Origin of the sequence: Nocardioides cavernae, assembly GCF_013410035.1 — a bacterium.
GTDB lineage: Bacteria > Actinomycetota > Actinomycetes > Propionibacteriales > Nocardioidaceae > Nocardioides > Nocardioides cavernae_A.
In genome coordinates, this window is the sequence record NZ_JACCBW010000002.1 from 1,259,665 (window position 1) to 1,282,888 (window position 23,224).

The window sequence follows — 23,224 nt, forward strand, 5'->3', positions numbered from 1 at the left end:
TCGTGCGGTTGGTCCGTCGAGGCCCGGTCAGGAGTACGCATGCCCCGCACGAGCGCGTCGCTCCGCGCTGCCCTGCTGGGCGCGGCCGCCGTGGCCCCCCTCGTCCTCGCGATCGCGCCCGCAGCCGCGCACGTGACGATCGACGTCTCCACGACCGAGGCCGGGGAGACGGCGCGCGTGCGGATGGAGGTGCCGCACGGGTGCGCCGGCTCCGCCACGACGGAGCTGGCCGTGCGGATGCCCGCCGGGGTGAGCGAGCTCGCCGCCGAGACCACCGACCGGTGGAGCGCGCAGGCCGCGGCGGACGCCGTCACCTTCCGCACCGACGACCCGTTGCCCGACGCGTTGGCCGACGAGGTGTCGTTCTCCGTACGTCTGCCCGACGAGGTGGGCGCGGTGCTGGTCTTCCCCGTGGTCCAGCGCTGCGAGGTGGGGGAGTCCGCCTGGACGGAGGTCGCCGCCGACGCCGCCAGCCGTGACGAGCTCGAGCAGCCCGCCCCCGTGGTCGTCGTGACCGGCGCAGACGGGTCCGGTGCCGCGCCGGCCGTCGGGCCGCCCGACGACCGGGTGATGGCCTACGGCGCCGTGGGGCTGGTCGCGGCCGGCTGCCTGGCCAGCGGAGCCGTCCTGGTCCTCCGCCGCCGTCGCGCATGAGTGCCGGCACCGACACCGGCGTCCGGCGTACGGCGCGAGTCCTGCTGCTCGCCGTCGCGCTGCTGCAGGCCGTCCTCGTCGTCGTGCTGGGAGCGGCCGCGCCCGCGTCCGCGCACGCGACGCTCATCGCCACCGATCCCGCTGAGGGAGCGGTCCTCGAGACCGCTCCGGAGCAGATCACGTTCACCTTCGACGAGTCGGTCATCGGCGTACCGGCGGGGGTGCAGGTCTTCGACGCCACCGGGACGCAGGTGCCGTCGTCGGCCTCGGTCGAGGAGGCCCGGCTCGTCGTCGACCTCGAGGGCGAGGTCGGCGAGGGCACCCACGTCGTGGTCTGGCGCCTCGTCTCCGCGGACGGCCACCCGATCGGCGGCTCGCTCACCTTCTCGGTGGGCGAGCCGAGCGACGTGGTCGAGGTCCCGACGACGAGCGCCGACGCCGGCACCGACGCCCCGGTCGTGCTGGGCGTGGTGCGCTGGCTCGGCTACGTCGGGCTGCTCGCCGCCGCCGGTCTCGCCCTGTTCGCCGTGCTCCTCCTCCCGGCCGACCGCGCCACCGACGACGCGCGTCGCCGGCTCCGCGCCGTCGCCCGCGCGTCAGCACTCCTCGCCGGGCTCGCCTGGTGGGCCGCCGTCCCGCTCGTCGCGCTCTACCAGCTCGGTCTCCCCGCCTCGGCCCTGGGCGACGGCGCGACCTGGTCGGCGCTCGCGGCCACGGAGTACGGCGTGCCCGCGGCGGTGACTCTCGGCCTGGCGCTGGCGGTGCTGTCCCTCCCGGTGACCGCCGCCGGTCGGACCCGTGCCGGGGTGGTGCTGCTCGGCTGCGCGGTCGCGCTGGTCGCCCCGGCACTGACCGGTCACACGCGGGCGACCTCGCCCCAGGCGCTCGTGATCGGGGTCGACGTGCTGCACCTGCTCGCCGGGGCCGTCTGGCTGGGTGGCCTGCTCGCCGTCGCGCTGGTGCTCGGCGACCTCGCCGCCCGCGAGGACGCGGGCGCGGTGGTCTTGACCCGCTTCTCGACGTGGGCGTCCGGCGTGCTCGTCGCGCTCGTCGCCACCGGCACCGTCATGGCGTGGCGCATCGCGGGCTCCTGGGCGGCGCTGGTCGACACCGGCTACGGCGCGATCCTGCTGGCGAAGGTCCTCGCCGTGCTGGCCGCGGTCGCGCTGGCGGCGTGGAACCGATTCGCCCTGCTGCCGCGGCTGCGGGACGCGGTGAAGCGACGCGGGCGCCGCGACGCGGCCGCGCTGCTGGTGCGTACGACGGTGGCCGAGGCCGCCGTGCTGCTGGTCGTGCTGCTGCTCACGGGGCTGCTCGTCGACCGCAGCCCCGAGCCGGGCGGCAGCACCGCCCCGGCCGCCCGGGCGCAGGAGCCGGCCCGGTCGGTGTGGCTGGGGGGCATCGTCGCGGAGGTGGCCTTCGACCCGCTCGCAGTGGGAACGACCACGGTCACCCTCACGATGACCGACCCGGACGGCGTACCGGCCGAGGGCTTCGCCGCGCCCCGGATCAGCCTCTCGACCGCGGACCTCGACCTGGGCGAGGTGGCGTTGCGCAACATCGGCCCCGGCATATACACCGGTGACGTCGTGCTGCCGACCGGAGGCACGTGGGAGGCGCAGGTCTCGTTGCGGACCACGGAGTTCGACAACCCGGTGAAGACCCTCGAGCTCGAGGTGCCCTGAGGTCGCCCACACGGCAATTCCGGTCAGGCACAAGAGGCCCGCGGTGCCCCAGACTGGGCGCATGGGCGAGCAAGGACGCGACAGGCTGCGTGAGCTGCTCGACGCGGTCCTCGACGAGGACCACGCCACCCTGGCCGACATGGCGGGCGGTGCGTACTCCTCGCCCTTCCACTTCAACCGCCGCGTGCGCCGCGACGCCGGCGAGCCGCCCGTCGCGATGCGACGACGCGTGATGCTGGAGCGGGCCGCGTGGAGGTTGGCCGGCGGCTCGAGCGTGACCGACGCGGCCTTCGAGGCGGGCTACGAGTCCGTCGAGGGCTTCGGGCGGGCGTACGCACGCGCCTTCGGGCACCCGCCGAGCACGCCCGCGGCCGGCCACTGGCTGCCGGCCCCCAACGGCATCCACTTCCACCCGCCCATGTCGCTGTGGGTGCAGTCCACGGAGCAGGCCGTGAACCCGATCACCGAGCACCTCGTGCGTCACGACCTCGACGACACCCGGCACCTGCTCGACCTCGCCGGGGACGTGGGGGACGAGGCGTACGAGGCCCGGTCCGTCCCGGGTCTGCGGGTCCTGGCGTTCGACGGCCCCGACGAGTCCCTCGCGCAGGTGCTGGAGCACCTCGTCGCCGGCAAGGAGGTCTGGCTCGCCGCGATCGACGGGGCCGACGTCCCCGAGGGCGGCGCACGCGACCCCGCGAGCCTGCGGGCCCGGCTCGATGCCGTCGGCCCACGCTGGCTCGCCACGGTGCGAGACCTCGATGCGCGGGGCGCGTGGGAGGACCGGCTGGTCGACGCCCTCTGCGACCCGCCGGAGAGCTTCGTGATGGGCAGCGTGTTCGCGCATGTCATCACCGTCGCGGCGGCGAGGCGTCAGGTCGCCCGGCACCTGCTGCGGGTGCACGGGGTGGACGTCGACGACGGGGACCCGATCACCTGGCTCCGCCGGCAGCGCGGGGAGGCGTGAGGTCGGGGGGTTGGGGGCCAGATCCGCCGCACGTGTGCGCGATGTTGCCCTCGTACGCGCGGGCTGGGGGCCAGATCCGCCGCACGTGTGCGGGAAGTTGCCCTCGTACGCCCGGGCTGGGGGCCAGATCCGCCGCACGTGTCCGCGATGTTGCCCTCGTACGCGCGGGTTGGGGGCGAGATCCGCCGCACGTGTGCGGGAGCTTGCCCTCGTACGCGCGACCCGACGGCCACATCCGCCGCACGTGCGCGGGAGGCGCGCTCAGAACGCGTAGCGCACCCGGCACTCCGGCAGCTTCTCGGCCACGAGGTCGGTGAGCTGGCGGACCCAGCGGCCCTTCCAGCCCGAGCGGTAGCGCACGTTGACCTGGCCGCTGTGGCTCTGCTTGGTCTCCTGCAGGTCCGGGCGCCAGAGCAGGTCCTCGGCGCGGGGGTGCCAGCCGAGGTTGACCTCGTGCAGGCCCTCGTTGTGGGTGAGGAAGATGATCTCCGCGGCCAGCTGCGCACGGGTCCGCGCGCTGGTGCCGTCGGCGACCTGCTCGAGCAGCTCGCCCCACTCGGCGAGCCAGTCCTCGTGGACGATGACCGGGCTGAGGTTCACGTGCACCTCGTAGCCCGCCTCGACGAAGTCGTCCATCGCGGCGATGCGCTCGGCCACCTTCGACGTCCGGACGTCGACGGTGCGCGAGGGACCCTCGGGCATCAGGCTGAACCGCACCCGGGTCCCGCCGCGCGGGTCCCAGGTCAGCAGGTCGCGGTTGACCAGCTTGGTGGCGAAGCTGGCCTTGGCGTGGGGGAGGCGGGCGAACAGGTCGACGAGGTCGCGCACGTTGTCGGACACGAGCGCGTCGGCGGAGCAGTCGCTGTTCTCGCCGAGGTCGTAGACCCAGTCGACCGGGTCGCACTGGTTGGGCTCCGGCTTGACCCCCTGCCGCCCGGCGTGCCGCTCGAGGTAGCCCAGCACCGCCTCGATGTTGGCGAAGACCGTGATCGGGTTGGCGTAGCCCTTGCGCCGTGGGACGTAGCAGTAGACGCACGCCATCGCGCACCCGTTGGCCGTCGAGGGAGCGATCCAGTCGGCCGAACGACCGTTGCGGCGTGCGGTGAGCGACTTCTTCTCGCCCAGCACCAGCACCTCCTGCTTGGTCCGCACCCAGTCCTCCACCGCGCCCGGGTTGCCGTGCAGGCCCGGGATCGCCTGGTGCGACAGCACCTCGATGCGCTCGGCGTCGGGGAACCGTTCGAGCACCTCGCGAGCGCGGGCGAAGCGTTCGATGTCGCGCTCGTGGTAGATCCGCCGGATGTCGAGCAGCCGCTCCGACAGCGGGACCGGGGCAGGGCTCACGCGGCCCCCGCCAGCAGGTGCTCGGCGTACGCCACGTGGTCGCGCACCGCCTCGGCGACGGCGGGCGCGTGGGTGCGCGGCGCCCAGTGCCCGGCCGGGAGGTGCACGCGGCGCAGGTCCTCGCACCACGGGTCGCTCGCCGCCAGCGCACCCTCGCGGATCGCGGGGTCGCGGGTCAGGGCCACCTGCAGCACGGGCACGCGGGTGCGCCGCTCGCGCGGAGGGCGTACGCCGGCGTGCAGGTTGCCCCTGTAGTAGCGCAGGCCGGACGCCGCGTCGGGCCCGGCCGCCCACCGCAGCACCGGCGGCGCCAGCGGCGAGACTAGGAAGGGGACGTAGGACGAGGACATGGCCTGTCCGACGAGGGAGGCGACCGACACGGCCGACGGGCGCCGCACCGTGCGTCGCACCCACGCCGACACGTGGTCGAGGTTGGGACCGCTGAGCGAGGTGAACGACGCGATGCGCTCGTCCGCGCCCGGCTCGCACACCGCCTCCCAGGCCTGCACGGACCCCCAGTCGTGGCCGACCACGTGCGCCGGACGGTCCGGGCTCGCGTCGTCCACGACGGCCATCAGGTCGGCGGCGAGGCGGGGGAGGGCGAACGCGGACGCCGGGGCGTCGCAGGTCGACAGTCCCATGCCGCGGGTGTCGTAGACGACGACGCGCAGGTCCGCGGCCAGCAGCCCGGCCAGGGGGAGCCAGAGCCGGTGCGTGTCCGGCCAGCCGTGCACGAGCACCACGGCCGGCGCGGCCGGGTCGCCGACCTCACGCACGGCGAGGTCGACCCCGTCACCCCGCACGGACCACTGCCGCCAGTCGCTCGGGTGGGGATCCGGGTGGGAGCCGGGGAGGTCTTCCGTCTGCATGACGGCCCGGTACCCAGCGGTGCGCGAGGCATGGCTCAGGAGCGCAGGACCTTCTTCATCGGCCGGCCCTTGGCCAGCTCGTCCACGAGCTTGTCGAGGTAGCGGATCCGCCGCATCAACGGGTCCTCCACCTCCTGCACCTTCACCCCGCAGACCGATCCGGTGATCTGGTCCACGTGCGGGTTGAGGGTCGACTCGGCGAAGAAGTCCTCGAACGTCGTACCGGACTCGAGGTGCTGCGCGAGGTGGGCGTCGTCGAAGCCGGTCAGCCACCGGATGACCTCGTCGACCTCGTCCCGCGTGCGTCCCTTGCGCTCCGCCTTCGCGACGTAGTGGGGGTAGACCGATGCGACGCTCGTGGTGAAGATCCGGTGCATGCGCCGAGGATAGGACTCAGCCCTTGTCCGGGTCAGCCGCCCGCCGCAGGACCTCGAACTCGCTGGCGACCGCCTTGGTCGTCGCCGGGTCCATCAGCGGCTCGGTGCCGGGCTGGTGCAGGTCGACCTCGGTCGTGTCGGGGTTGATGCCGTCGCCGGCGGCCGGGATCCCGGACGGCGTGCGGAGGATGTCCTCCGCCTCGGACTCCGTCAGTCCCAGCGCCGGCGCGACGACGGCCGCCTGCCGCGACGGCACCTTCCTCGCGGGCGCCTTCTTCACCGGCGCCTTCTTCGCGGGCGCCTTCTTGGCGGCTGCCTGCTCGGCGGCTGCCTTCCTCGCGGGTGCCTCCGCTGTGCGGTCCTCCGCCACCGGCGTCTGCGTCGCGGGCGCCTCGGGGACCTGCACCGGCGGGGCCTCGGCCGTCTCCGGTGCCGCGGGGGTGTCGTGGGCCCACGGGGCGGCGGTCCGGGCAGGGACGGTGCCGCCGACCCGCTCGACCGTCCAGCCGAGCAGGCGCGCGGACGTGCGTACGCCGGTCGTCACGACGCCGACTGCGGTGCCGGCCACGGCAGCGGCGGCGTGGGCGGGGAGGTGGAGGAGTCCGGTGGCGGTGCGGAGGGGGTTCACGAGGGTCCTCTCGGTCGTCGTGCGAGTGCGGTCGCCGGTCCCGTACCCGGGTCGGGCCCACTGCAGACGGTGACGTGCGACACGGTGTCGTGCCCACCCCTGCCGGGGTGGGCACGCGCGTGCGCGCGGACCGGATGGGTACGGAGCGTCCTGAGCGCCGCCCCTGTGCGGCGGCGGAGGAGGACGATCATGACCGACAGGACACGCACGCGGAGCGAGCGGACCACCAAGGGCTCGCCGGTGCAGGCCGCGGCCGTGCTGGTGGGCTTCGCCTTCCTGCTCGTCGGCGCGCTCGGCTTCGTGCCGGGGATCACGAGCGACCGCGACACGATGGAGATGGCCGGGCACGAGTCCCATGCCCTGCTGCTCGGGATCTTCCAGGTCTCGGTCCTCCACAACGTGCTCCACCTGCTGCTCGGTGCCGCGGGGATGGTGCTCGCCCGGACCGCTGTCCTCGCGCGGGCGTACCTCCTCGGCGGCGGCGCGCTCTACCTCGTGCTGTGGCTGTACGGGCTCGTGGTGGACGAGTCCTCGCAGGCCAACTTCGTGCCGCTCAACACCGCGGACGACTGGCTCCACCTCGCCCTCGGCCTCGGGATGATCGCGCTGGGCGTGGTCCTCGGCAGGCGCAGCATCCGCCGCACGGCGCACTGACCATGGCCGCCGGGGACAGGCTCCACTTCATCGGCACGGCGACCACCGTGGTGACGCTGGGGTCCTTCACGATCCTGACGGACCCCAACTTCCTGCACCGCGGCCAACGCGCCTACCTGGGGTGGGGGCTGTCCTCGCGCCGGCTGAGCGACCCCGCCGTGCGGCCCGAGGACCTGCCGCCGCTCGACGTGGTGCTGCTGTCCCACCTGCACGGCGACCACTTCGACCGCGTCAGCCGCGAGCGCCTCGACCGTACGCCGCCCGTGCTGTCGACGCGCCACGCGACGCGGCGCCTCGACCGGTGGGGCTTCGACACCGCGGCCCTGGAGCCGTGGGACCAGCACCACCTGGCCAAGGGGTCAGGGGGGCGGGAGGAGCACCTGCGGGTGACCGCGGTGCCTGCCGTGCACGCCCGCGGGCTCCTGGGGCGGATGCTGCCGCCGGTGATGGGCAGCGTCGTCGAGCACGTGGTCGACGGCGCGGTGCGCCGGTCCGTCTACTTCAGTGGCGACACGCTCACCGGCGACCACGTCGACGAGGTGCGACGGCGCTTCCCCGACATCGACGCCGCGGTCGTCCACCTCGGCGGCACGCGCGTGCTGATGCGCACGGTGACGATGGACGCAGCGATGGGCGTCGACTTCGTCGAGCGGTGCCGCCCGTCGGTCGTGGTGCCGGTCCACCACGACGACTACACCGTCTTCCGCTCCCCGCTGTCGGACTTCGTCGACCGGGCGACGGCGCGCGGGCTCGGCACCCGCCTGCGGTGCCCGGCGCGGGGCGAGGTCGTCAGCCTCGACCCGGACGTCCCAGCCTGATCAGTCCGGCACCGACGGCAGGTCGACGGGCCGCCCGAGCAGCGGAGCGACCAGGCTCCGGATGCGGGCGCTGGGGGCCAGTCCGAGCTCCTGGGCCAGCAGCCGCCGGTAGTGGTCGTACTGGCGCAGCGCCTCGGCGTGGTTGTCCTCCGCGAGGTGCACCTCGATCACCCGGCGGTGCGCGCTCTCGCGCAGCGGCTCGGAGCGCACCGCGCCCAGGCCGGCGCTGAGCGCGTCGTGGTAGCGGCCGGCACCGCAGAGCAGGTCCGCGCCCCGCTCGAGGGCGTGCAGCCGCTGCTGCCGGAACGACTCCTGCGCGACCGCCAGCCAGTCGTCGTACCAGCCCGGCAGCAGGTCCTGGGTGAGCAGGGCGAGGTCGGGCAGGTCGTCCACCCGCGGTGCCTCACCGGCACAGAGTGAGCGCGCCTGCGCCTCGGCGTCCCACAGGTCGACGGTGAGGTCGGGGTTCAGCCACACGTCGAGCGCGTCGCCCAGCACGAGCGCGCGCCCTCGCTCGCGGGGCAGGCGCCACAGCACCGAGCGCAGGGTCGAGGTCGCCCGCGTGGGCTCGGAGTCGGGGCGCATCATCTCCGCGAGGGCTCCGCGCGATGCGCGGCGCCCCTCGTAGGCGACGGCGAGGAGGGCCAGCAGGCGGCGAGCGCTCGCCGGGACGGGGTGCGTCTGCCCGTCCAGCTCCAGCCGGAACCCGCCGAGCAGGCACAGGCGTGCCTTCAGTGCCACGTACGCCTCCCCAGGTCGCGTGCGGTCCAGTGCCCCGCGTGGCGGCGTCCGATGCGCCCCGGTGACGCCGCCGTGACGACGGCGGTGACGGAGGTGGGGCGGGTCTGCCCACGCCGGTCCCACGCCGGTCCCACGCCAGTGCTGCTCCGGCCGTCACGCGCAGCCCACGGCCCTCCGGGAGCGTGGTCGGACGGGACGGCGAGAGGCCCTCCCGCAGCGGCAACCACCCGACACGATTGCGAGGCAGCACATGTACCGGCACACCAAGGAGCTCCAGTGGAGCGCCAAGCCCGAACGTCCCGACGCCCTCTACGCGTCCAAGCTGCAGGAGGTCATCGGCGGCCAGTTCGGCGAGATGACCGTGATGATGCAGTACATGTGGCAGGGCTGGGCCTGCCGCACACCGGGCAAGTACAAGGACATGATCCTCGACATCGGCACCGAGGAGATCGGCCACGTCGAGATGCTGACGACGTTGCTGGCCCGGCTGCTCGAGGGCGCACCGGCGGAGACCCAGGCGGAGGCGGCTGCGGCCAACCCCGCCCTCGCCGCGGTGCTCGGCGGCCAGAACCCCCAGCAGGCGATCGTCAGCGGCGGCTTCGCGATGCCGACCAACAGCATGGGCGTGCCGTGGAACGCCGGCTACATCGTGGCGAGCGGCAACCTCCTCGCCGACTTCCGGCACAACGTCGCGGCGGAGGCGCAGGGTCGCCTGCAGGTGGCACGCCTCATCGGGATGACCGACGACCCGGGCGTCAAGGAGACGCTCTCCTTCGCGCTCGCCCGCGACACCTTCCACCAGCAGCAGTGGCTGCTGGGCATCGAGCAGCTGATCGAGGACGGCCACACCGACGGCCTCGAGGACTCCCGCAAGGCCGAGGAGGCCACCGAGCAGGCCAGCGTGTTCTACAGCTTCCACGAGGGCAGCACCGCGCACGAGGGCCGGTGGGCCCAGGGCGCCACGCTGGTGGGCGATCAGGAGATCCGCTTCGAGGAGGGGCGCGCGCTGCAGGACGACGTGCAGGAGCTGCCCGCGCCCGACCCCGAGCTGTTCGCCACGTACGACGGGTCGAAGGGCCCGGGCAAGCCCGGCACGGCCGGTGGTGCGTACGCCCAGGGTGCGGAGAACCTGCTGCACAAGGCCAAGGAGAAGCTCACTCCCGGTGAGTGAGCGGCTGTCATGTCCACGACCCTGGTCGAGCTCCTCCTGCGTCCGCTGGCGGACGCCTTCATGCAGGTCGGCGTCTTCGTCGCCCTCATGGTGGGGCCGTTCGGCTGGGCACGCTGCCGCTGGGGCCACCGCCTCGACGCCGCGCTCGAGCGGCGTCGGGGGGCGGCCCCGGTGGTGGCGGCCGCGCTGACGATGCCGCCGGGCTGCGGGGGAGCGATCCTGGTGATGGCGGCCTACGGCCGCGGCGCGGTGTCGTTCGGTGCCGCGATCGCCGCCCTCGTGGCCACCATGGGTGACGCGTCGTGGGTCCTGCTCGCGCACGACCCGTGGCTGACCGTGCAGCTCAAGGCGCTCCTGCTCGTCGTCGGGGCGACGACCGGCTGGCTGGTGGACGCGGCCGGCATCCGGCCGGCTCGCCGACCGGTCGCCGCGACGCCTGCGGCGGCGCCCGACCCCGCACCGGTCCCGGTGCCCCGCGCACCGGCGCCGGGCCGTCCGCTCCTCCCGGCACCGGCGCCGGTCCTCCACGACGTCGGGATCCTCCCGGTGCTCCTGTGGCTGGCGATCGGCGGCGGGGCGACGGTGAGCGTCCCGGTGACCTTCCAGCTCCTCGCGCCGGAGACCCTCTATCTCGTCCTCGGCGTCCTCGGCGCGTGCCTGGCTCTGGTCGTCTTCGTCCGCTCGGGCTGCCGACTGGCCGACGACGACGAGACGACGGCGGGGGAGAGGTCGTACGCCGCCGTGCTCCGCCACGGCGGGCACGAGGTCGCCTTCGTCACGGTGTGGGTCGCGGTGGCCTACGTCGCGTGGTCGCTGGTCACGCACCTCACCGGCTTCGACGGCTCGACCCTGCCGGTCCTGGGCCTGGCCGGCGTCGTCGTCGGGGCGCTGATCGGGCTCGTGCCCGGGTGCGCGGTGCAGATCGTCTTCGCGGGCATGTTCGCCGCCGGGGGCATGCCGCTCGCGACCCTCGTCGCCAACACCATCAGCCAGGACGGCGACGCGTTGCTGCCGCTCCTCGCCCTCGAGCACCGCTCCGCCCTCGTCGCAACGGTCCTCACCACGATCCCCGCCCTGCTCGTGGGGACCGCCTTCCTGCTCCTCACCTGACCACGACCGACCGGAGGTCCGCCATGTCGTACCCGTCCACCGTCCTCACCGTCCCCCACCGCGCCACCCCCCACCGCACAGGCCCGCTCCACCGGGCACCGCTGCCCGTGTGCCCCGCCGACCGGCTCCAGCTCGTCCTCGCCCTGTGCTGCGGTCTCACCGGCACCCCGTGGGGCACGGCCATGTCGCTGGTCGTGCTGCTCCTGCTCGTCGCCCGCCGCCGGGCCCGTCGCGCGCTGGGTCGCTCAGCCGCGGTGCGTGTCGGAGCTCTCGCCGCGTCGCAGCACGCCGACCCGCTCGACGCGTCCGGCCAGCGCCGCCAGGCCACGGCTGGCGCGTGACGCCGGGCCGTACGCGCGAGGGAACCGGCGCGCCCCCGCGTCGAGGGCGTCGCGGCTGCGGTCCACCACGGTCAGCGGCAGGGCGGCGAGCGCGTTGCCGGGCGGACGCCGCGACACGACCGGGTGCGGCCGCGTGGGGGCGGTGCGTCGTACGGCCTCCCACGCGACGCCGAGCGCCCGCAGACGCCGTACGCCGACCGCGTCCTGGAGGCGGGGGAGGAGGTCGTCCTCCTCGTCGCGCACGTCCTCGCGCAGCACGGTCGTGAGCCGGGCGAGCACCTGCCTGCGCTCGGGGGTGCCGGACGGCAGGTCCTCGAGGGAGGTCCACAGCTCGTTGACCTCCTGGTGCTCGCGCTCCACCTCGAGGGTGAGCCGCTCGCCGTCGGCCAGCACCCGCCGCGCCTCGGGCCACAGCACGGACTCCTCGGCGAAGGCGTGCGGGAACACCAGGCGCGCGATCTCGTGCAGCACGGCCTGCTCCTCGACCCCGGGGGAGCTGCGGTCCAGCCGCTGGAGGAGCCGGTCGAGCCGTTCGTGGTCGCGCTTCTGCCGGGTCAGGATGCTGAGCCGACCACCCAGCTGGGTGACGTCCTGGTCTGCGAGTGAGGTCATGGAGAGCCGTACCCACGGACGGGACGGGCTACGCGCCCGTCGGCCTCGGGAGAGGCACGGCGTCAGGGCCGGCGCAGCGCACGCACGGCCCGCCAGGCGGCGTAGGCGCCGAGCGCCCAGGGTGCGCCGTTGACGAGCGGGTCGACCACCTGGTGCCGTACGTCGCTGCGTCCGCGGCGCGAACGGACCCCGCCGTGGGTGAGCTCGGCGTGGAGGCCGGTCTCGGTGACGGGGTTGTCGGGTCGCGTGCTCGCGAGGGACCGCACGGCGTGCTCGGCGACGTCGATGCGGTCGGCCGCGATCAGCAGCAGCCAGTGCGCCGCCTTGCCCTCGCTGTGTCGCGCGTAGGCGTAGCGCCGGACCGGGCCGGCCATGCCACGCAGGGGCTGGGCGGTGCCGAAGACCGGGGTCAGGCGGGCGTGCTCGATGGAGCGCTCCCGCCCGGATCCGCCGGGCTGGTCCTCAGGGACGTCCCAGTGGGCGCCGGTGGCGGACAGGTCGAGGACCTCGCGCGGGTAGGAGGGCCGGTCGGCCGGGTCGAGGTCCGCGCCCCACCCCGGGATGCGCGCACGCAGCTCGTCGTGTGTCTCGGGCAGCGGGGGCTTGTCGGCGCGGTAGGGCACGGGGTCGTCCTTCCTCGGGGGTCGCGGTCAGTCGTCGTCGACGACGATGACCGGCTTGATGCAGCCGTCGAGCTTGGCGGAGAAGACGTGGTAGGCGTCGGCGATCTCCTCGAGCCCGAAGCGGTGGGTGACGATGTCGTTGGGCTTCAGGAACCCGTTGCCGATGTGCTCCAGGAGCCGCGGCCACTGCCGCTTCACCGGAGCCTGGTTCATCCGCAGGGTGAGCCCCTTGTTGACGGCGTCGCCGAACTTGACGGCGCTGAAGATCGGTCCGTAGGCGCCCATCACCGAGACGGTGCCGCCCTTGCGGACACCGTCGATGGCCCAGTTGAGCGCGGTCGGCGAGCCTCCCTGGAGCTTGAGGCGCGCCGACGTCAGGTGCTGGGTCATGTTGCCGTCGGCCTCGGCGCCGACGGCGTCGATGACCCGGTCGAAGCCCAGGTGGTCGGTCAGGCGCTTCATGGCCATCACGACGTCGTCGACCTCGTCGTAGTCGAGGACCTCGGCGTGGGCGAACGTGCGGGCCATCTCGAGCCGCTCGGCGAGGTGGTCTACCACCACGACGCGACCGGCCCCCATGAACCAGGCGCTCCGGGCGGCGTACAGCCCGACGGGGCCGGCGCCGAGCACGGCGACGGTGTCGCCCTCGTGGATGTCGGCCAGCTGGGCTCCGAAGTAGCCCGTGGACAGCGCGTCGGTCATCAGCAGCGCGTCCTCCTCGTCGAGCCAGTCGGGAACGACCATGGGCCCTACGTCGGCGAAGGGCACCCGGACGTACTCCGCCTGTCCGCCGTCGTAGCCGCCGGTGGTGTGGGAGTAGCCGTAGATGCCGCCCACGGCGGTCGCGTTCGCGTTGACGTTGTGGCAGTTGGACCACAGGCCGCGGGCGCAGAAGAAGCAGGTACCGCAGAAGATGTTGAAGGGCACCATGACGCGGTCACCGACCGCGAGGTGGCGCACGGACGGCCCGACCTCGTCGACGACGCCGACGAACTCGTGCCCGAAGGTGTGGCCGACCCGGGTGTCCGGCATCATGCCGTGGAACAGGTGCAGGTCGGAGCCGCAGATCGCAGCGCGGCGCACCCGCACGATCGCGTCGTTGGGGTGCTCGATGCGGGGCCGGGGCTTGTCCTCGACGCGGACGCGGTAGGGGCCGCGGTAGACCATGGCGCGCACTGCTGCCTCCCAGGGGCGGTGGAGCGGTCGGGGCGGGGAGTCGGTGGTGCCGCTGTCGGTGCCGGCCCGCCCAGTGGCGGGCCGGCGCCGACGTGCGGGGCGATCAGGACTGCGTCTGCGAGCGGACCTCGTCCACTCCCGACTGCGCCTCCGAGCGCACCTTCTCGGCGCTGTCGGTGGCACTGTCCTTGACCTCCTGGGCCGCCTCGGACGCGGTCTGCTTGACGTCCGCGACGACGTCCTGCGCCACCGACTTCGCCTGGTCCACGACCGGCTGGCCGTGCTCCTTGGCGGCGTCGACGACGTGACCGGCCGCGACGGCCTCCTTCTCCGAGGCCGGGATCAGCGCCGAGACGATCATCCCGGCGCCGAAGGCGACCAGGCCGGCCGCGAGCGGGGCGCCCTGGATCCGGTCCTGCGTCCCGCTGACCACGTCGTGGGCGGTGCCCTTCGCGGAGTCGACGGCGCCGGACGCGGAGTCCTTGACCGATCCGGCCCTGCCGGAGGCGGAGGAGCCTGCGCTGCTCGCGGTGCCCATCACCTTGTCACGGACGCCGAGCACGCGGCTGCGGGCCGCCTGCTTGCGCCTCTCGACGATGGCCGACGGGCTCACCCGGTCCTGCAGCGCGTCGACGTCGCTGGTCATCGACCGGCGCGTCTGCTCGATCTCTGCCCTCAGTTCTTCTGTGCTCTGGCCCATGCCGCGTCCTCCTTCAGTGTCTGCTGCGTCTCCGGCAGCTCGGGGTGTGCGTTCTTCAGCTCCGTGCGTCCGCGGGCCGCGAGCACGGCGCCGACGGCTGCCCAGAGGAGCGTGACGATCAGGAACGCCAGCTCCACCGGCATCCAGTTGTCGAGCAGGTAGGCGAGGGCGAAGCTGGCCAGGATGAGCGCCAGCAGTCCGGCGACGCCGGCGCCGCCGAGCATCCCGGCACCCTTGCCCGCCTTGCCCGCCTCCTCCTTCAGCTCGGTACGGGCGAGCTCGAGCTCCTGCTTGACCAGCGTGGTCAGGTCGTTGCTCAGGTCGCCCACGATCTGACCGAGGCTGCGCTCGTCATGGGTGGTGCCTGCGGTCGTCGTGCGCGGCACGTCCACCGGGGCGGCGCCGGGAGCCAGCGGGTCCGTGCCCGCGGGGCCGGTCACGGCGCGTCCTGCGTGCGCTGGCCCGGCAGGCCGGACGAGGTGGATCCGGTCCCCGACGAGGTGGCGATCTCCGGCTCGTCGGCGAGGCTGCCGGTGCCACCCGTCCCGGTGCCGTACCCGGTGCCGCTGGAGGCGTCCAGGGTCGGGGTCGGAGCGGTGTAGGGGGGCTCGTCTGCGAGCGCGGCCGCGCCGCCGGCGGTGCCCGTCGGACCGGTGCCGACGCCGGTGCCGGAGTACGGGGTGCCTGCGACGCTGGCGCCCGGCGTGCCGTCGGTCTCGGCGAGCGAGGCCGCTGCCGCGCCGTCCGCGGTCGCCCGGAACATGCGTCCGGCCACCACGCCCGCAGCGAGCGCGCCCAGCAGGAACGTGCCCGGACGGCGACGTGCGAAGTCGCGGGCGTCGTCGAGGAGCTGGGACGGCTCGCGACCCTCGAGGTGCGTGCCGAGGGCGCGGACCCGGTCCGAGACCTCGCGGGCGAGGTCGGTGGCCATGCCCTGGGCGGGGCCCTGGCCCTCGGCCATCTGCTGGAGGTCGTCGCCGAGGGTCCGCAAGGTCTCGGACAGGCGGTCACGGCCGGTCGTGGCCTGGTCGCTGAGCTGGGTCGTCACCTGCTGGCGAGCGTCGTTGACGACGTTGCGGGCCTGCGCGGCGGCCGTCCCGGCGACGTCCTTGGCCTCGCTGGCGGCCGTGCCGCCGACGTGCTTGCCCTGGTCGGCCGCCGTCGAAGCAGTGGCCTTCGCGGTGTCGGTGGCACCGCCGCCGGAGTCGGCTCCGGTGGTGCTGCCCGGTTCGTTGCTGAACGTGGTCATGCGTCCTCCTCGGGATCGGTGGGAACGGTGGTGCCGGCGCCCGGGTCGGGATCCGGGTCGCCGGCGGGCTCGGAGCCTGGCTCGAGCTGGTCGGTGTCGGGCTCGAGGCCGTCCGGGGTGGGCGGCTCCGAGTCCTGGTCGTGGGTCGTTCCTTGCTCGGTCATGGCCGCTCGGTACCCCGCGTCCGGCGTCCCACTCCCACCCGTTCCGACGGGATCTTCCGGCGCATGAAGCCCTCGGGCACGGGGCACCGAGGACGATGGCGACCTTCCTCCAGCACGTGCCCGAGCGCGCCCGCAGGCGGACGTACGCCGACCTCACCGACGACGAGTTCGAGCAGATCGGGCGCGACCTGGACACCCTCAGGGAGGAGGTCCTGGCCAGTCGAGGAGCCCGCGACGCGGCGTACGTCCGACGTCTCATCGCCGTCCAGCGCTGCCTCGAGGTCGGCGGGCGGGCGGTGCTCCTCGGCAGCCGCCACCGCTCCGCGTGGTGGCTCGGCACCACCGCACTGACCCTCTCCAAGGTGCTGGACAACATGGAGATCGGTCACAACGTCCTGCACGGGCAGTGGGACTGGATGCGCGACCCGCGCATCCACTCCTCGACGTGGGACTGGGACCACGCGTCGGCACCCGAGCAGTGGCGCCGGGCGCACAACGACCGCCACCACGTGAACACCAACGTGATCGGCAAGGACAACGACCTCGGCTACGGGATCCTGCGCGTCGACGAGGCGCAGGAGTGGCGCCCGCGCCACCTCGCGCAGCCGCTGTGGAACCTCGTCAACGCCTGCCTGTTCGAGTACGGCATCGCGATGTACGACCTCGACCTCGGTGACACGATCCGCAACGGCCGCGGCCTCTCGCCCGAGCTGCGCGCGGAGCTGCGGACCACAGGTCGGCGCGCCGGCCGCAACGCCTTGCGCGACTACGTGCTGCACCCGCTCCTCTCGGCGCCCACGAGGTCGGCGCGGACGACGCTGACGGCCAACCTCGTGGCCAACCTGGCCCGCAACCTGTGGAGCCACTCGGTGATCATGTGCGGCCACTTCCCGGAGGGCGTGGAGACCTTCGAGGTGGCAGAGCTCGACGAGCACGAGACCCGCGGGCGGTGGTACGTCCGCCAGATGCTCGGCTCCGCCGACATCTCCGGCCCGTGGCTGCTGCACGTCCTCTGCGGCAACCTCTCCCACCAGGTCGAGCACCACCTGTTCCCCGACCTGCCCTCCAACCGCTACCGGGAGGTCGCGGGACCGGTCCGGGCGCTCTTCGAGCGGCACGGGCTGGCCTACCAGAGCGCGCCGCTGCTGCGGCAGGTGGCGAGCGCCTGGCACAAGGTGGTCCGGCTCTCGGTGCCTCCCCGCCGCTGACCCGTGCGCTGACCCGTGCCGCCCCGGCGCATGCCGCGGCCTGCGCCGGGGCACCTGAGCGCCATGACGAGCCAGGTCCCCGCGCACGTGCCGGGCGGTGACTTCTGCGTCGGCGTCGAGGAGGAGCTCATGCTCGTCGACGACCGCGACGAGCTCATGGGCGCCGCGGCGGCCGCGCTGGTGGAAGGGGCCTCGGGGGCGGTCGAGGACGGCGGCGTCGTGACCGGCGAGATCTACGTCGACCAGGTGGAACTCAACACGCCCGTCTGCGCCGACGCGGAGGAGGTCCGCCGCTCCCTGCGCGCCCTGCGGGGTGTCGTCGCCGGCCACGGCGGGCGGGTGCTGGCCGCCGGCGTGCACCCCACGGCGTCCGTCGGGGTCGCCGGCATCGCCGCGTCGCCGCGCTACGACCGCATCATCGACGAGTACGCCGGCCTGCTGCGCACGCCCACCGCCGCCCTCCAGGTGCACGTCGGGGTGCCGGACGAGCAGACCGCGATGCTGGCCTACCGCGGCCTGCGCAACCGCCTGCCCCTGCTGCGTGCGCTGGCGGCCGGCTCGCCGTACTGGCACGGCCTGGACTCGGGCCAGGCCACGGCGCGGGCGGCCATCATCCGCTCCTACCCCCGCACGACGATGCCGCCTCTGCTGCGGTCCTGGGACGACTACGTCGAGCGCACCGAGGCGCTGATGGTGGCGGCCGAGGCCTCCGACCACACCTACGTCTGGTGGGAGATGCGGCCGCGACCGCTGCTCGGGACGCTGGAGGTCCGGGTGATGGACGCCGTCCCGTCGCTGGCGAGCGTCGCGGCGCTGACGTCGCTGGTGCAGGGGGTCGCGCGCCGGGCGGCGGAGGCACCGGACGAGGCCGACCTCAGCGACGACGTGCTGGCGGTCAACGACCACCGCGCGGCCCGCTACGGGCTGGACACCCGGGTGGTGGACGTCGACGGGTCGCTGCGACCGATGCGCGAGGTGGTGGCCCGGGTGGTCGCCGAGGCGCGGGAGGTGCTGCGCGGCGACGGGACGCCCGCCCCGCTGGAGCCGCTGGACCGCGCGCTCGCGGGCGAGACCGAGCCCAACCGCCAGCGTCGGGTCGTGGCCGCCGGCGGGATGCCGGCGCTCCTCGCCGACCTGGTGGCCCGCACGACCGACCTGGAGGGTTGATCCCGTGTACGCCGACCACCTGTTGCAGCCCTGGTACGACCGGCTCCTGGAGGAGCTGCCGGAGGGGCCGGTCCTCGACGTGCACACCCACCTCGGGGACCGCGACTCGGTCTCGGCCACCGTGGAGGAGCTGCTCGGCGCCGTCGGGTCCGCGCGGGCCCGGGCCCTCGTGTTCCCGCTGTCGGAGCCGGACGACGGCTACCGCGCCGCCAACCGGGCCTGTCTCGACGTGGCGCAACGCAGCGACGGCGTCCTGACGGCGCTCGTCCGGGTCGTGCCGGACGAGGTCGACGCCGTCGAGGGACTGCTGGACGCCGGGGCGCGGGGTCTCAAGGTCCACCTCTCCAGCGACGACCTCCGCATCGACGACCCGAGGCTGGAGCCGGCGCTCGCGCTGGCGCACGAGCGCCGGCACCCCGTCGTTGTGCACGCCGGCCCCGAGGTGCCCTCGACCGGGCGCGCGGTGCTGGAGGTGTGCGAGCGGTGGCCCGGCCTGCGCCTGGTCCTGGCGCACTGCGGGCTGTCCGACCTGGGTCGGCTGCACCGCCACGTCACGGACGTCGACAACCTGTTCCTCGACACGTCCTGGTGGACCCCGGCCCACCTCATGGCGCTGTTCCGGCTCGTCCCGCCGGGACGGGTGCTCGCGGCGAGCGACCTGCCGTACAGCACGCCCGTCTCGGCCCTGATGGCCACCGCGCGCTGCGCCTGGCAGGCCGGGCTCGAGCCGGCGCAGGTCGCCTCGGTCCTCGGCGGACAGGCGTCGCGGATCGTCGCGGGGGAGGAACCACTCGAGCTGGGCCCGCCGCCCGCCGAGGAGGCCCGCGAGGTGTGGCCGTTCCTCGAGGCCGCCTCGACGAACCTCCTCGCCGCGCTCGAGGCGATGCAGCGCGGGCTGGACCCGGAGGTGCCGCTCGTCGTCGCCCGCCACGCGTGCGACGTCCCGGGGGACGACCCCGACGCGCCGGTGCTGGCGTCGGTGCTCCGGCTGCTCGACCTCTACGAGGAGCACCACGAGCACCTGCCCCGGCGCAACACCTTCACCCCGGGCTGGGACCTGGTCGCGGCTGCCGCAGTCGTCGCGCGTACGCCCGCTGCGCCCCTGCCGTGAGCCGCATGCGCGATGCCCCCGCGGGGTACTCCACCAGCACGTCGAGCAGCGACGCACCACCTGCAGCCGGAGGCGCCTCCATGACCACGATGCCACCCCAGACCCCCGGTCGGTCCGCGGGCACCGAGGACCACTGCCTGGTCCACCAGTTCATCCGCACCCACGGGCGGCGGCCGACGGACGCCGAGCTCGAGGACATGGGTGCGTCGACGGCCGGATCGACCCCCGGTCGTCACCTCGCCGCGCCGTCCGGACTGGCGTGGCTGCTGCGCCGCGAGGTCGCCCGGCTGGTCCACCGTCTCTGACGCCGACGCCTACGCGCTCCCTGACTCCCTGAGCAGCCACCACGCAGAGAGCCAGGCGGCGGCACCGGCGACCAGCTCGACGTGCAGCTCGACGATCGCCAGCGTGATCATGGTGGTCACCGCGACGCCGCTGAAGCCGTCGAGGGCGATCACCGGCTGACCGCCTCGCTGCCGGCGACCGCGGCCCGGCGCCGGGCGTCGAGCGCGGAGGAGCGCCGCGAGAGCCGCGCATCGAGCAGGTCGGCGGCCTCCGCGTTGCGTCCGGCCATGGTGAGGGCGTGCACGAGCGTGTCCTCGACGACCTCGCGCTGGGCCTTGCTGCCACCGAGCGGCGCCATGGTGCGCACGACGCCGGTGAGGGTCGCGGACGCCGCGTTCCAGCGCTCCTCGACGACCTGCACGAGCCCCGTGCACAGCGGGGCGACCACGTCACGGAAGACCCTGTCCTCGTGGTGCGCGGCACGGGTCGCGAGGTCGCCCAGCGCCGCAGCGTCACCGTCGGCGGCGAGCAGGACGGCGCCGTGCATCGCCGCGAACGGCGTGGGCGGGGTCGCGAGCCACTCGCCCGGCGCCTGCGCACGGACGGCTGCGACCGGCAGGTCCTCGGTCCAGGCGCCGGTCACCCGGCCACGCCACAGCAGGGCCCCGCTGTCCACGACGACACGGCTGCCACTGACGACGGTGGGGTCCAGCTCGCGGGCGTAGCGACGGCGCACGGCCTCGACGTCGTCCTGCATCAGCTCGTGCAGCGCGGCGTGCCACGAGAAGTGCGAGCGGTGGTTGGCCTCGGGCCCGCGGGTGCGGATCCACTCGTCGAGCCACGCCAGGCCGGCGGCGTGGTCGCCGGTCTCGTAGAAGACGTGGGCGCGGGCGTGGACCGCGTGCCCCGACGCGGGCTCGACGGAGAGCGCGTAGGAGGACAGCTCCTCGGCCTCGGCCCAGCGCTCCTGGTCCTGACGGACGAAGGCGAGCTGGCCGGCGTACCACCAGTCGTCGCCGTAGGAGCGACCGAGCGACTCGACCAGCTCCGCGGTCTGCGACCCGCTGGTGAGGCCGCCGAAGGCGACGGTCGGCACCGCGACGCTCACGGCGAGCGCGTCGCGCGGGAAGAGGCGTACGTGCCGCAGCAGCGCCGCAGCACCGGTGGCCTCGTCGGTGCGCAGCCGCGTCGTGACCGCGTCCAGGAAGGAGGACTCCCGGTCGTCGAGGTGGCGGTCGGCCGCGGCGCGGTGCGCGGCACGCAGCGAGGCCTGCCAGTGGGAGTTGGTGCCCCACTCGTGGCCGAGCAGGGCGAGCGCGGCGTGGGCCTGGACGAAGCCCTCGTCGGCGGCGACGGCCTCGAGGAGCCCCTCCTCGACGCCGTCCTGGAGGCGCAGCAGCCGGCCCAGCGCCGCGTTGTAGCGCTCGGCGGCGTCCTGGCCGGCCGACAGCGTGAGGCCGTAGGGGTCGACCGGGCGGCGTCGGGACTCGCCGTGCATCGACCGGCTCACGACGCGCGCCACGTCGTAGGCCTGCTCGCGGATCTCCGGCATCGCGGTGGACTCCCAGAGGTTCCCGCGCCGCAGGGAGCCGACGGCGAGGAAGGGGAGCGCCTCCGGGAGCGTCCCGACGATGCGGCCGTCGTCGGTGGTGTCGATGCCCAGCCCGGCCGGGCCGGGGCGGACGAGACCGGTCTGGGCCAGTCGGGTGAGGAGCGGGTCGGCCGCGATCGAGCCGACCGGCCCTGTGCAGTTGACGACCGCGGCGACGCGGAGGGTGGTGCCGTCGTCGAGGGTGACGCGCAGGGCGCTGGCGTCGGTCTGCACCCCGGCGATCGTGCCGCGGTGCCGCTCGAGGCGGCCCTCGCTCGCGATGGCGTGGAAGCGTCGCGCGGTGGCCGGGGCCATGCGGTGGCGGTGCACGTCCCACCTGCGGGCGTCCTCGGCGATGAAGCGGCGCTTGTCGGCCTCGGACAGCCCGCGCCACAGCTGCGCGGTCACCGGTCGCAGGCCGTCGACGGCGGCACGCCAGTCGCCGGTGGCCTCGACGGTCTCGTCGACGTGCGCGGCCAGGGTGGAGCGGAGCAGGTCGAGGTCCTGCACCCGGGTGATCCCCGGCGGCGGCGGGACCGGGGGAGTCGTGGGCAGGACGTGCGGGTGCGGCACGGCGTCGGTGCGCGAGACGACGTGGACCGTGCGGTCCGGGCGGTCGGCGCTGATCGCGAGGTCGACCATCGTCAGCCCCGACCCGAGCATGAGGACGTCGCCGACCTCGGGGATCCCCTGCGTCCACGGGTCGGCGACGAGGCGGGGGTCGGCGGCGAGCTCGGCCGGCGCCCAGCCGGTGCCGGGGCGGCTGCCGGTCGCGAGCACGACGGCGCGCGCCTCGAGGTGGTCGCCGTCGGAGAGCTCCACGACGAACCCGTCGGAGGAGCCGCTGATGTCCACGACCTCCGCGCGGCGGCGCACGAGCCGGGCGTTGCCGGGGAACTCGGTCGCGGTGGTCAGCAGGCTCTCGATGTAGCGGCCGAAGGCCGCGCGCGGCGCGAAGTCGTGGGGCTGGAACGTCGGGTCGTGGTGGGTGCGCAGCCACCGCAGGAAGTGCTCGGGGTCGCGCGGGAAGGCGCTCATGCCGGAGGCGGGGACGTTGAGGAGGTGGCGGTCGTCGGTGGTGGAGTACGCCTGCCCGCGGCCGGTGGCGGGGGAGGGGTCGACGAGCTCGACGCGGAAGCGCGACGACAGCGCGGTCACTAGGTGGGTGGCGACGAGCGTTCCGCCGGCACCGGCCCCGACCACCACGACCCGACAGTCACCCTCGTTCGTCCGCATGCCGCACACTCCATCCAATAACTGCACTGAATTACTTGACTAAACGTAGCAACAGCAACGCTGATCGCACGACTCGGCGGTCGGCGTGGCGCCGCCCGTCGCGGTCGGTCGTCAGGGGCTCCGGCGCATGATCACGCGCGGGAACCCGGCCGACGTCGCGTCGGTCGGGCTCGCGAGGGTGAAGCCCGCATCCTCGAAGAGCTTGCGCGTGCCGACGTAGGCCATCGTGAGGTCGACCTTCGCGCCTCGGTTGTCGACCGGGTAGCCCTCGACCACCGGCGCGCCGCGCTCGCGGGCGTACGCCACCGCGCCCTCGAGGAGGACGTGCGAGATGCCGCGGCCCCGGTGGCCCGGTCGCACCCGGAGGCACCAGACGGACCAGGCGGCCTGGTCGTCGACGTGCGGGATCTTCGTCGACCGGGCGAACGGCAGGTCGGCCCGCGGCGCGACGGCCGCCCAGCCGACGACCTCGTCGCCGTCGTAGGCCAGCACGCCCGGCTTGGTGCGCTTGCGCGTCAGCGCCTCGACGTAGGCAGCGCGCTCGGGTCCGGCGAGCTCGCGGTTGAGCTTCGCGGGGATGCGGTGGCTCAGGCACCAGCACACGCTGGAGGTCGGGTTCTTGGGACCGACCATCGTCCGCACGTCGTCGAAGCGGGCGTGCGTCGCCGGCAGGACGGTGAACCCGTCGGAGGTGACGAGGGGCGTGGGGGCCATGCGGTCACGCTAGCGCTGTTGAATGGGCC

At 74.3% G+C, this 23,224-nt stretch carries 26 protein-coding genes; 11 read left to right on the plus strand and 15 right to left on the minus strand.

Features of this window, described 5'->3' with window-relative positions; genetic code table 11:
• Positions 1-39 precede the first annotated feature (39 nt).
• The 3 genes from F4692_RS13550 to F4692_RS13560 all read left to right on the plus strand — a co-directional run bounded on the left by F4692_RS13550 (position 40) and on the right by F4692_RS13560 (position 3,306).
• A complete protein-coding gene (locus tag F4692_RS13550; protein WP_179620133.1) occupies positions 40-654 on the plus strand; it encodes a DUF1775 domain-containing protein in 615 nt (204 codons plus the stop codon).
• The gene (locus tag F4692_RS13555) at positions 651-2,339 is read left to right on the plus strand and encodes a copper resistance CopC/CopD family protein (protein WP_179620134.1); all 1,689 of its coding nucleotides are present in this window, start codon (positions 651-653) and stop codon (positions 2,337-2,339) included. Before F4692_RS13550 ends, F4692_RS13555 begins: the two co-directional genes overlap by 4 nt.
• A 61-nt stretch (positions 2,340-2,400) precedes the next feature.
• Positions 2,401-3,306: a helix-turn-helix domain-containing protein gene (locus F4692_RS13560; protein ID WP_179620135.1), complete on the plus strand. Its 906-nt coding sequence runs from the start codon at positions 2,401-2,403 to the stop codon at positions 3,304-3,306.
• A gap of 261 nt (positions 3,307-3,567) precedes the next feature.
• On the opposite strand, the gene F4692_RS13565 is transcribed toward F4692_RS13560, so the two are convergent.
• From F4692_RS13565 to F4692_RS13580, 4 genes are read right to left on the minus strand one after another with little or no spacing between them, the layout of a single operon-like run.
• Positions 3,568-4,650 (minus strand): spore photoproduct lyase family protein, encoded by a 1,083-nt coding sequence (locus tag F4692_RS13565; RefSeq protein ID WP_308645302.1) that lies wholly within the window; start codon positions 4,648-4,650, stop codon positions 3,568-3,570.
• A complete protein-coding gene (locus F4692_RS13570; protein WP_179620136.1) occupies positions 4,647-5,519 on the minus strand; it encodes an alpha/beta fold hydrolase in 873 nt (290 codons plus the stop codon). Before F4692_RS13570 ends, F4692_RS13565 begins: the two co-directional genes overlap by 4 nt.
• A gap of 35 nt (positions 5,520-5,554) precedes the next feature.
• Positions 5,555-5,896: a DUF2200 domain-containing protein gene (locus F4692_RS13575; RefSeq protein WP_179620137.1), complete on the minus strand. Its 342-nt coding sequence runs from the start codon at positions 5,894-5,896 to the stop codon at positions 5,555-5,557.
• A gap of 16 nt (positions 5,897-5,912) precedes the next feature.
• Positions 5,913-6,524 carry a hypothetical protein gene (locus F4692_RS13580; RefSeq protein ID WP_179620138.1) on the minus strand — a complete coding sequence of 204 codons (612 nt, stop codon included), beginning with the start codon at positions 6,522-6,524 and terminating at the stop codon, positions 5,913-5,915.
• Positions 6,525-6,713: 189 nt separating this feature from the next.
• On the opposite strand from F4692_RS13580, the gene F4692_RS13585 reads away from it, so the two are divergent.
• Together F4692_RS13585 and F4692_RS13590 are read left to right on the plus strand one after the other, a co-directional pair.
• A complete protein-coding gene (locus F4692_RS13585; RefSeq protein WP_179620139.1) occupies positions 6,714-7,178 on the plus strand; it encodes a DUF4383 domain-containing protein in 465 nt (154 codons plus the stop codon).
• A gap of 2 nt (positions 7,179-7,180) precedes the next feature.
• Positions 7,181-7,996 (plus strand): MBL fold metallo-hydrolase, encoded by an 816-nt coding sequence (locus F4692_RS13590; RefSeq protein ID WP_179620140.1) that lies wholly within the window; start codon positions 7,181-7,183, stop codon positions 7,994-7,996.
• Here the strand turns inward: F4692_RS13590 and F4692_RS13595 are convergent, their stop codons facing one another.
• Positions 7,997-8,737 (minus strand): AfsR/SARP family transcriptional regulator, encoded by a 741-nt coding sequence (locus F4692_RS13595; RefSeq protein ID WP_179620141.1) that lies wholly within the window; start codon positions 8,735-8,737, stop codon positions 7,997-7,999. It lies immediately after the preceding gene.
• Between the two features lie 250 nt (positions 8,738-8,987).
• On the opposite strand from F4692_RS13595, the gene F4692_RS13600 reads away from it, so the two are divergent.
• On the plus strand, positions 8,988-9,908 hold the full coding sequence (locus tag F4692_RS13600) for a manganese catalase (protein WP_179620142.1): 921 nt from the start codon (positions 8,988-8,990) through the stop codon (positions 9,906-9,908).
• 9 nt (positions 9,909-9,917) lie between these two features.
• Complete coding sequence (locus F4692_RS13605) at positions 9,918-11,018, plus strand: putative manganese transporter (protein WP_179620143.1); 1,101 nt, start codon at positions 9,918-9,920, stop codon at positions 11,016-11,018.
• Positions 11,019-11,263: 245 nt separating this feature from the next.
• Here F4692_RS13605 and F4692_RS13610 read toward each other — a convergent pair whose 3' ends face one another.
• From F4692_RS13610 to F4692_RS13640, 7 genes are all read right to left on the minus strand, one after another.
• Positions 11,264-11,971 (minus strand): hemerythrin domain-containing protein, encoded by a 708-nt coding sequence (locus F4692_RS13610; RefSeq protein WP_179620144.1) that lies wholly within the window; start codon positions 11,969-11,971, stop codon positions 11,264-11,266.
• A 62-nt stretch (positions 11,972-12,033) separates the two neighbouring features.
• On the minus strand, positions 12,034-12,594 hold the full coding sequence (locus F4692_RS13615) for a hypothetical protein (RefSeq protein ID WP_179620145.1): 561 nt from the start codon (positions 12,592-12,594) through the stop codon (positions 12,034-12,036).
• A 27-nt stretch (positions 12,595-12,621) separates the two neighbouring features.
• Positions 12,622-13,761: a zinc-dependent alcohol dehydrogenase gene (locus tag F4692_RS13620; RefSeq protein WP_218858599.1), complete on the minus strand. Its 1,140-nt coding sequence runs from the start codon at positions 13,759-13,761 to the stop codon at positions 12,622-12,624.
• Positions 13,762-13,873: 112 nt separating this feature from the next.
• Complete coding sequence (locus F4692_RS13625; RefSeq protein WP_179620147.1) at positions 13,874-14,470, minus strand: DUF3618 domain-containing protein; 597 nt, start codon at positions 14,468-14,470, stop codon at positions 13,874-13,876.
• Positions 14,446-14,910, minus strand: coding sequence for a phage holin family protein (locus F4692_RS13630; RefSeq protein ID WP_218858418.1), 465 nt, complete (start codon positions 14,908-14,910; stop codon positions 14,446-14,448). The genes F4692_RS13625 and F4692_RS13630 overlap by 25 nt, the downstream gene beginning before the upstream one ends.
• Positions 14,907-15,719, minus strand: coding sequence for a hypothetical protein (locus F4692_RS13635; RefSeq protein ID WP_179620148.1), 813 nt, complete (start codon positions 15,717-15,719; stop codon positions 14,907-14,909). The genes F4692_RS13630 and F4692_RS13635 overlap by 4 nt, the downstream gene beginning before the upstream one ends.
• Entirely contained in the window at positions 15,716-15,883 is a 168-nt protein-coding gene (locus F4692_RS13640; RefSeq protein WP_179620149.1) for a hypothetical protein, read from the minus strand. Before F4692_RS13640 ends, F4692_RS13635 begins: the two co-directional genes overlap by 4 nt.
• A gap of 95 nt (positions 15,884-15,978) precedes the next feature.
• On the opposite strand from F4692_RS13640, the gene F4692_RS13645 reads away from it, so the two are divergent.
• From F4692_RS13645 to F4692_RS13660, 4 genes are all read left to right on the plus strand, one after another.
• Positions 15,979-17,091: a fatty acid desaturase family protein gene (locus F4692_RS13645; RefSeq protein ID WP_179620150.1), complete on the plus strand. Its 1,113-nt coding sequence runs from the start codon at positions 15,979-15,981 to the stop codon at positions 17,089-17,091.
• A gap of 63 nt (positions 17,092-17,154) precedes the next feature.
• Complete coding sequence (locus F4692_RS13650; protein WP_179620151.1) at positions 17,155-18,258, plus strand: carboxylate-amine ligase; 1,104 nt, start codon at positions 17,155-17,157, stop codon at positions 18,256-18,258.
• A 4-nt stretch (positions 18,259-18,262) separates the two neighbouring features.
• The gene (locus F4692_RS13655; RefSeq protein WP_179620152.1) at positions 18,263-19,369 is read left to right on the plus strand and encodes an amidohydrolase family protein; all 1,107 of its coding nucleotides are present in this window, start codon (positions 18,263-18,265) and stop codon (positions 19,367-19,369) included.
• Positions 19,370-19,449: 80 nt separating this feature from the next.
• Positions 19,450-19,674: a hypothetical protein gene (locus F4692_RS13660; RefSeq protein WP_179620153.1), complete on the plus strand. Its 225-nt coding sequence runs from the start codon at positions 19,450-19,452 to the stop codon at positions 19,672-19,674.
• Positions 19,675-19,683: 9 nt separating this feature from the next.
• Here F4692_RS13660 and F4692_RS13665 read toward each other — a convergent pair whose 3' ends face one another.
• The 3 genes from F4692_RS13665 to F4692_RS13675 all read right to left on the minus strand — a co-directional run bounded on the left by F4692_RS13665 (position 19,684) and on the right by F4692_RS13675 (position 23,195).
• A complete protein-coding gene (locus F4692_RS13665) occupies positions 19,684-19,827 on the minus strand; it encodes a hypothetical protein (RefSeq protein ID WP_179620154.1) in 144 nt (47 codons plus the stop codon).
• The gene (locus tag F4692_RS13670) at positions 19,824-22,481 is read right to left on the minus strand and encodes an FAD/NAD(P)-binding protein (RefSeq protein WP_179620155.1); all 2,658 of its coding nucleotides are present in this window, start codon (positions 22,479-22,481) and stop codon (positions 19,824-19,826) included. The genes F4692_RS13665 and F4692_RS13670 overlap by 4 nt, the downstream gene beginning before the upstream one ends.
• Before the next feature lie 111 nt (positions 22,482-22,592).
• Entirely contained in the window at positions 22,593-23,195 is a 603-nt protein-coding gene (locus F4692_RS13675; protein ID WP_179620156.1) for a GNAT family N-acetyltransferase, read from the minus strand.
• Positions 23,196-23,224 lie beyond the last annotated feature (29 nt).

Bases quoted from the DNA above. Each gene is read 5' to 3' on its own strand.
- F4692_RS13550 (WP_179620133.1), top strand. From the start codon at position 40: ATGCCCCGCACGAGCGCGTCGCTCCGCGCTGCCCTGCTGGGCGCGGCC.
- F4692_RS13555 (WP_179620134.1), top strand. From the start codon at position 651: ATGAGTGCCGGCACCGACACCGGCGTCCGGCGTACGGCGCGAGTCCTG.
- F4692_RS13560 (WP_179620135.1), top strand. From the start codon at position 2,401: ATGGGCGAGCAAGGACGCGACAGGCTGCGTGAGCTGCTCGACGCGGTC.
- F4692_RS13570 (WP_179620136.1), bottom strand. From the start codon at position 5,519: ATGCAGACGGAAGACCTCCCCGGCTCCCACCCGGATCCCCACCCGAGC.
- F4692_RS13575 (WP_179620137.1), bottom strand. From the start codon at position 5,896: ATGCACCGGATCTTCACCACGAGCGTCGCATCGGTCTACCCCCACTAC.
- F4692_RS13585 (WP_179620139.1), top strand. From the start codon at position 6,714: ATGACCGACAGGACACGCACGCGGAGCGAGCGGACCACCAAGGGCTCG.
- F4692_RS13590 (WP_179620140.1), top strand. From the start codon at position 7,181: ATGGCCGCCGGGGACAGGCTCCACTTCATCGGCACGGCGACCACCGTG.
- F4692_RS13600 (WP_179620142.1), top strand. From the start codon at position 8,988: ATGTACCGGCACACCAAGGAGCTCCAGTGGAGCGCCAAGCCCGAACGT.
- F4692_RS13605 (WP_179620143.1), top strand. From the start codon at position 9,918: ATGTCCACGACCCTGGTCGAGCTCCTCCTGCGTCCGCTGGCGGACGCC.
- F4692_RS13610 (WP_179620144.1), bottom strand. From the start codon at position 11,971: ATGACCTCACTCGCAGACCAGGACGTCACCCAGCTGGGTGGTCGGCTC.
- F4692_RS13620 (WP_218858599.1), bottom strand. From the start codon at position 13,761: ATGGTCTACCGCGGCCCCTACCGCGTCCGCGTCGAGGACAAGCCCCGG.
- F4692_RS13625 (WP_179620147.1), bottom strand. From the start codon at position 14,470: ATGGGCCAGAGCACAGAAGAACTGAGGGCAGAGATCGAGCAGACGCGC.
- F4692_RS13635 (WP_179620148.1), bottom strand. From the start codon at position 15,719: ATGACCACGTTCAGCAACGAACCGGGCAGCACCACCGGAGCCGACTCC.
- F4692_RS13640 (WP_179620149.1), bottom strand. From the start codon at position 15,883: ATGACCGAGCAAGGAACGACCCACGACCAGGACTCGGAGCCGCCCACC.
- F4692_RS13645 (WP_179620150.1), top strand. From the start codon at position 15,979: ATGGCGACCTTCCTCCAGCACGTGCCCGAGCGCGCCCGCAGGCGGACG.
- F4692_RS13650 (WP_179620151.1), top strand. From the start codon at position 17,155: ATGACGAGCCAGGTCCCCGCGCACGTGCCGGGCGGTGACTTCTGCGTC.
- F4692_RS13660 (WP_179620153.1), top strand. From the start codon at position 19,450: ATGACCACGATGCCACCCCAGACCCCCGGTCGGTCCGCGGGCACCGAG.
- F4692_RS13670 (WP_179620155.1), bottom strand. From the start codon at position 22,481: ATGCGGACGAACGAGGGTGACTGTCGGGTCGTGGTGGTCGGGGCCGGT.
- F4692_RS13675 (WP_179620156.1), bottom strand. From the start codon at position 23,195: ATGGCCCCCACGCCCCTCGTCACCTCCGACGGGTTCACCGTCCTGCCG.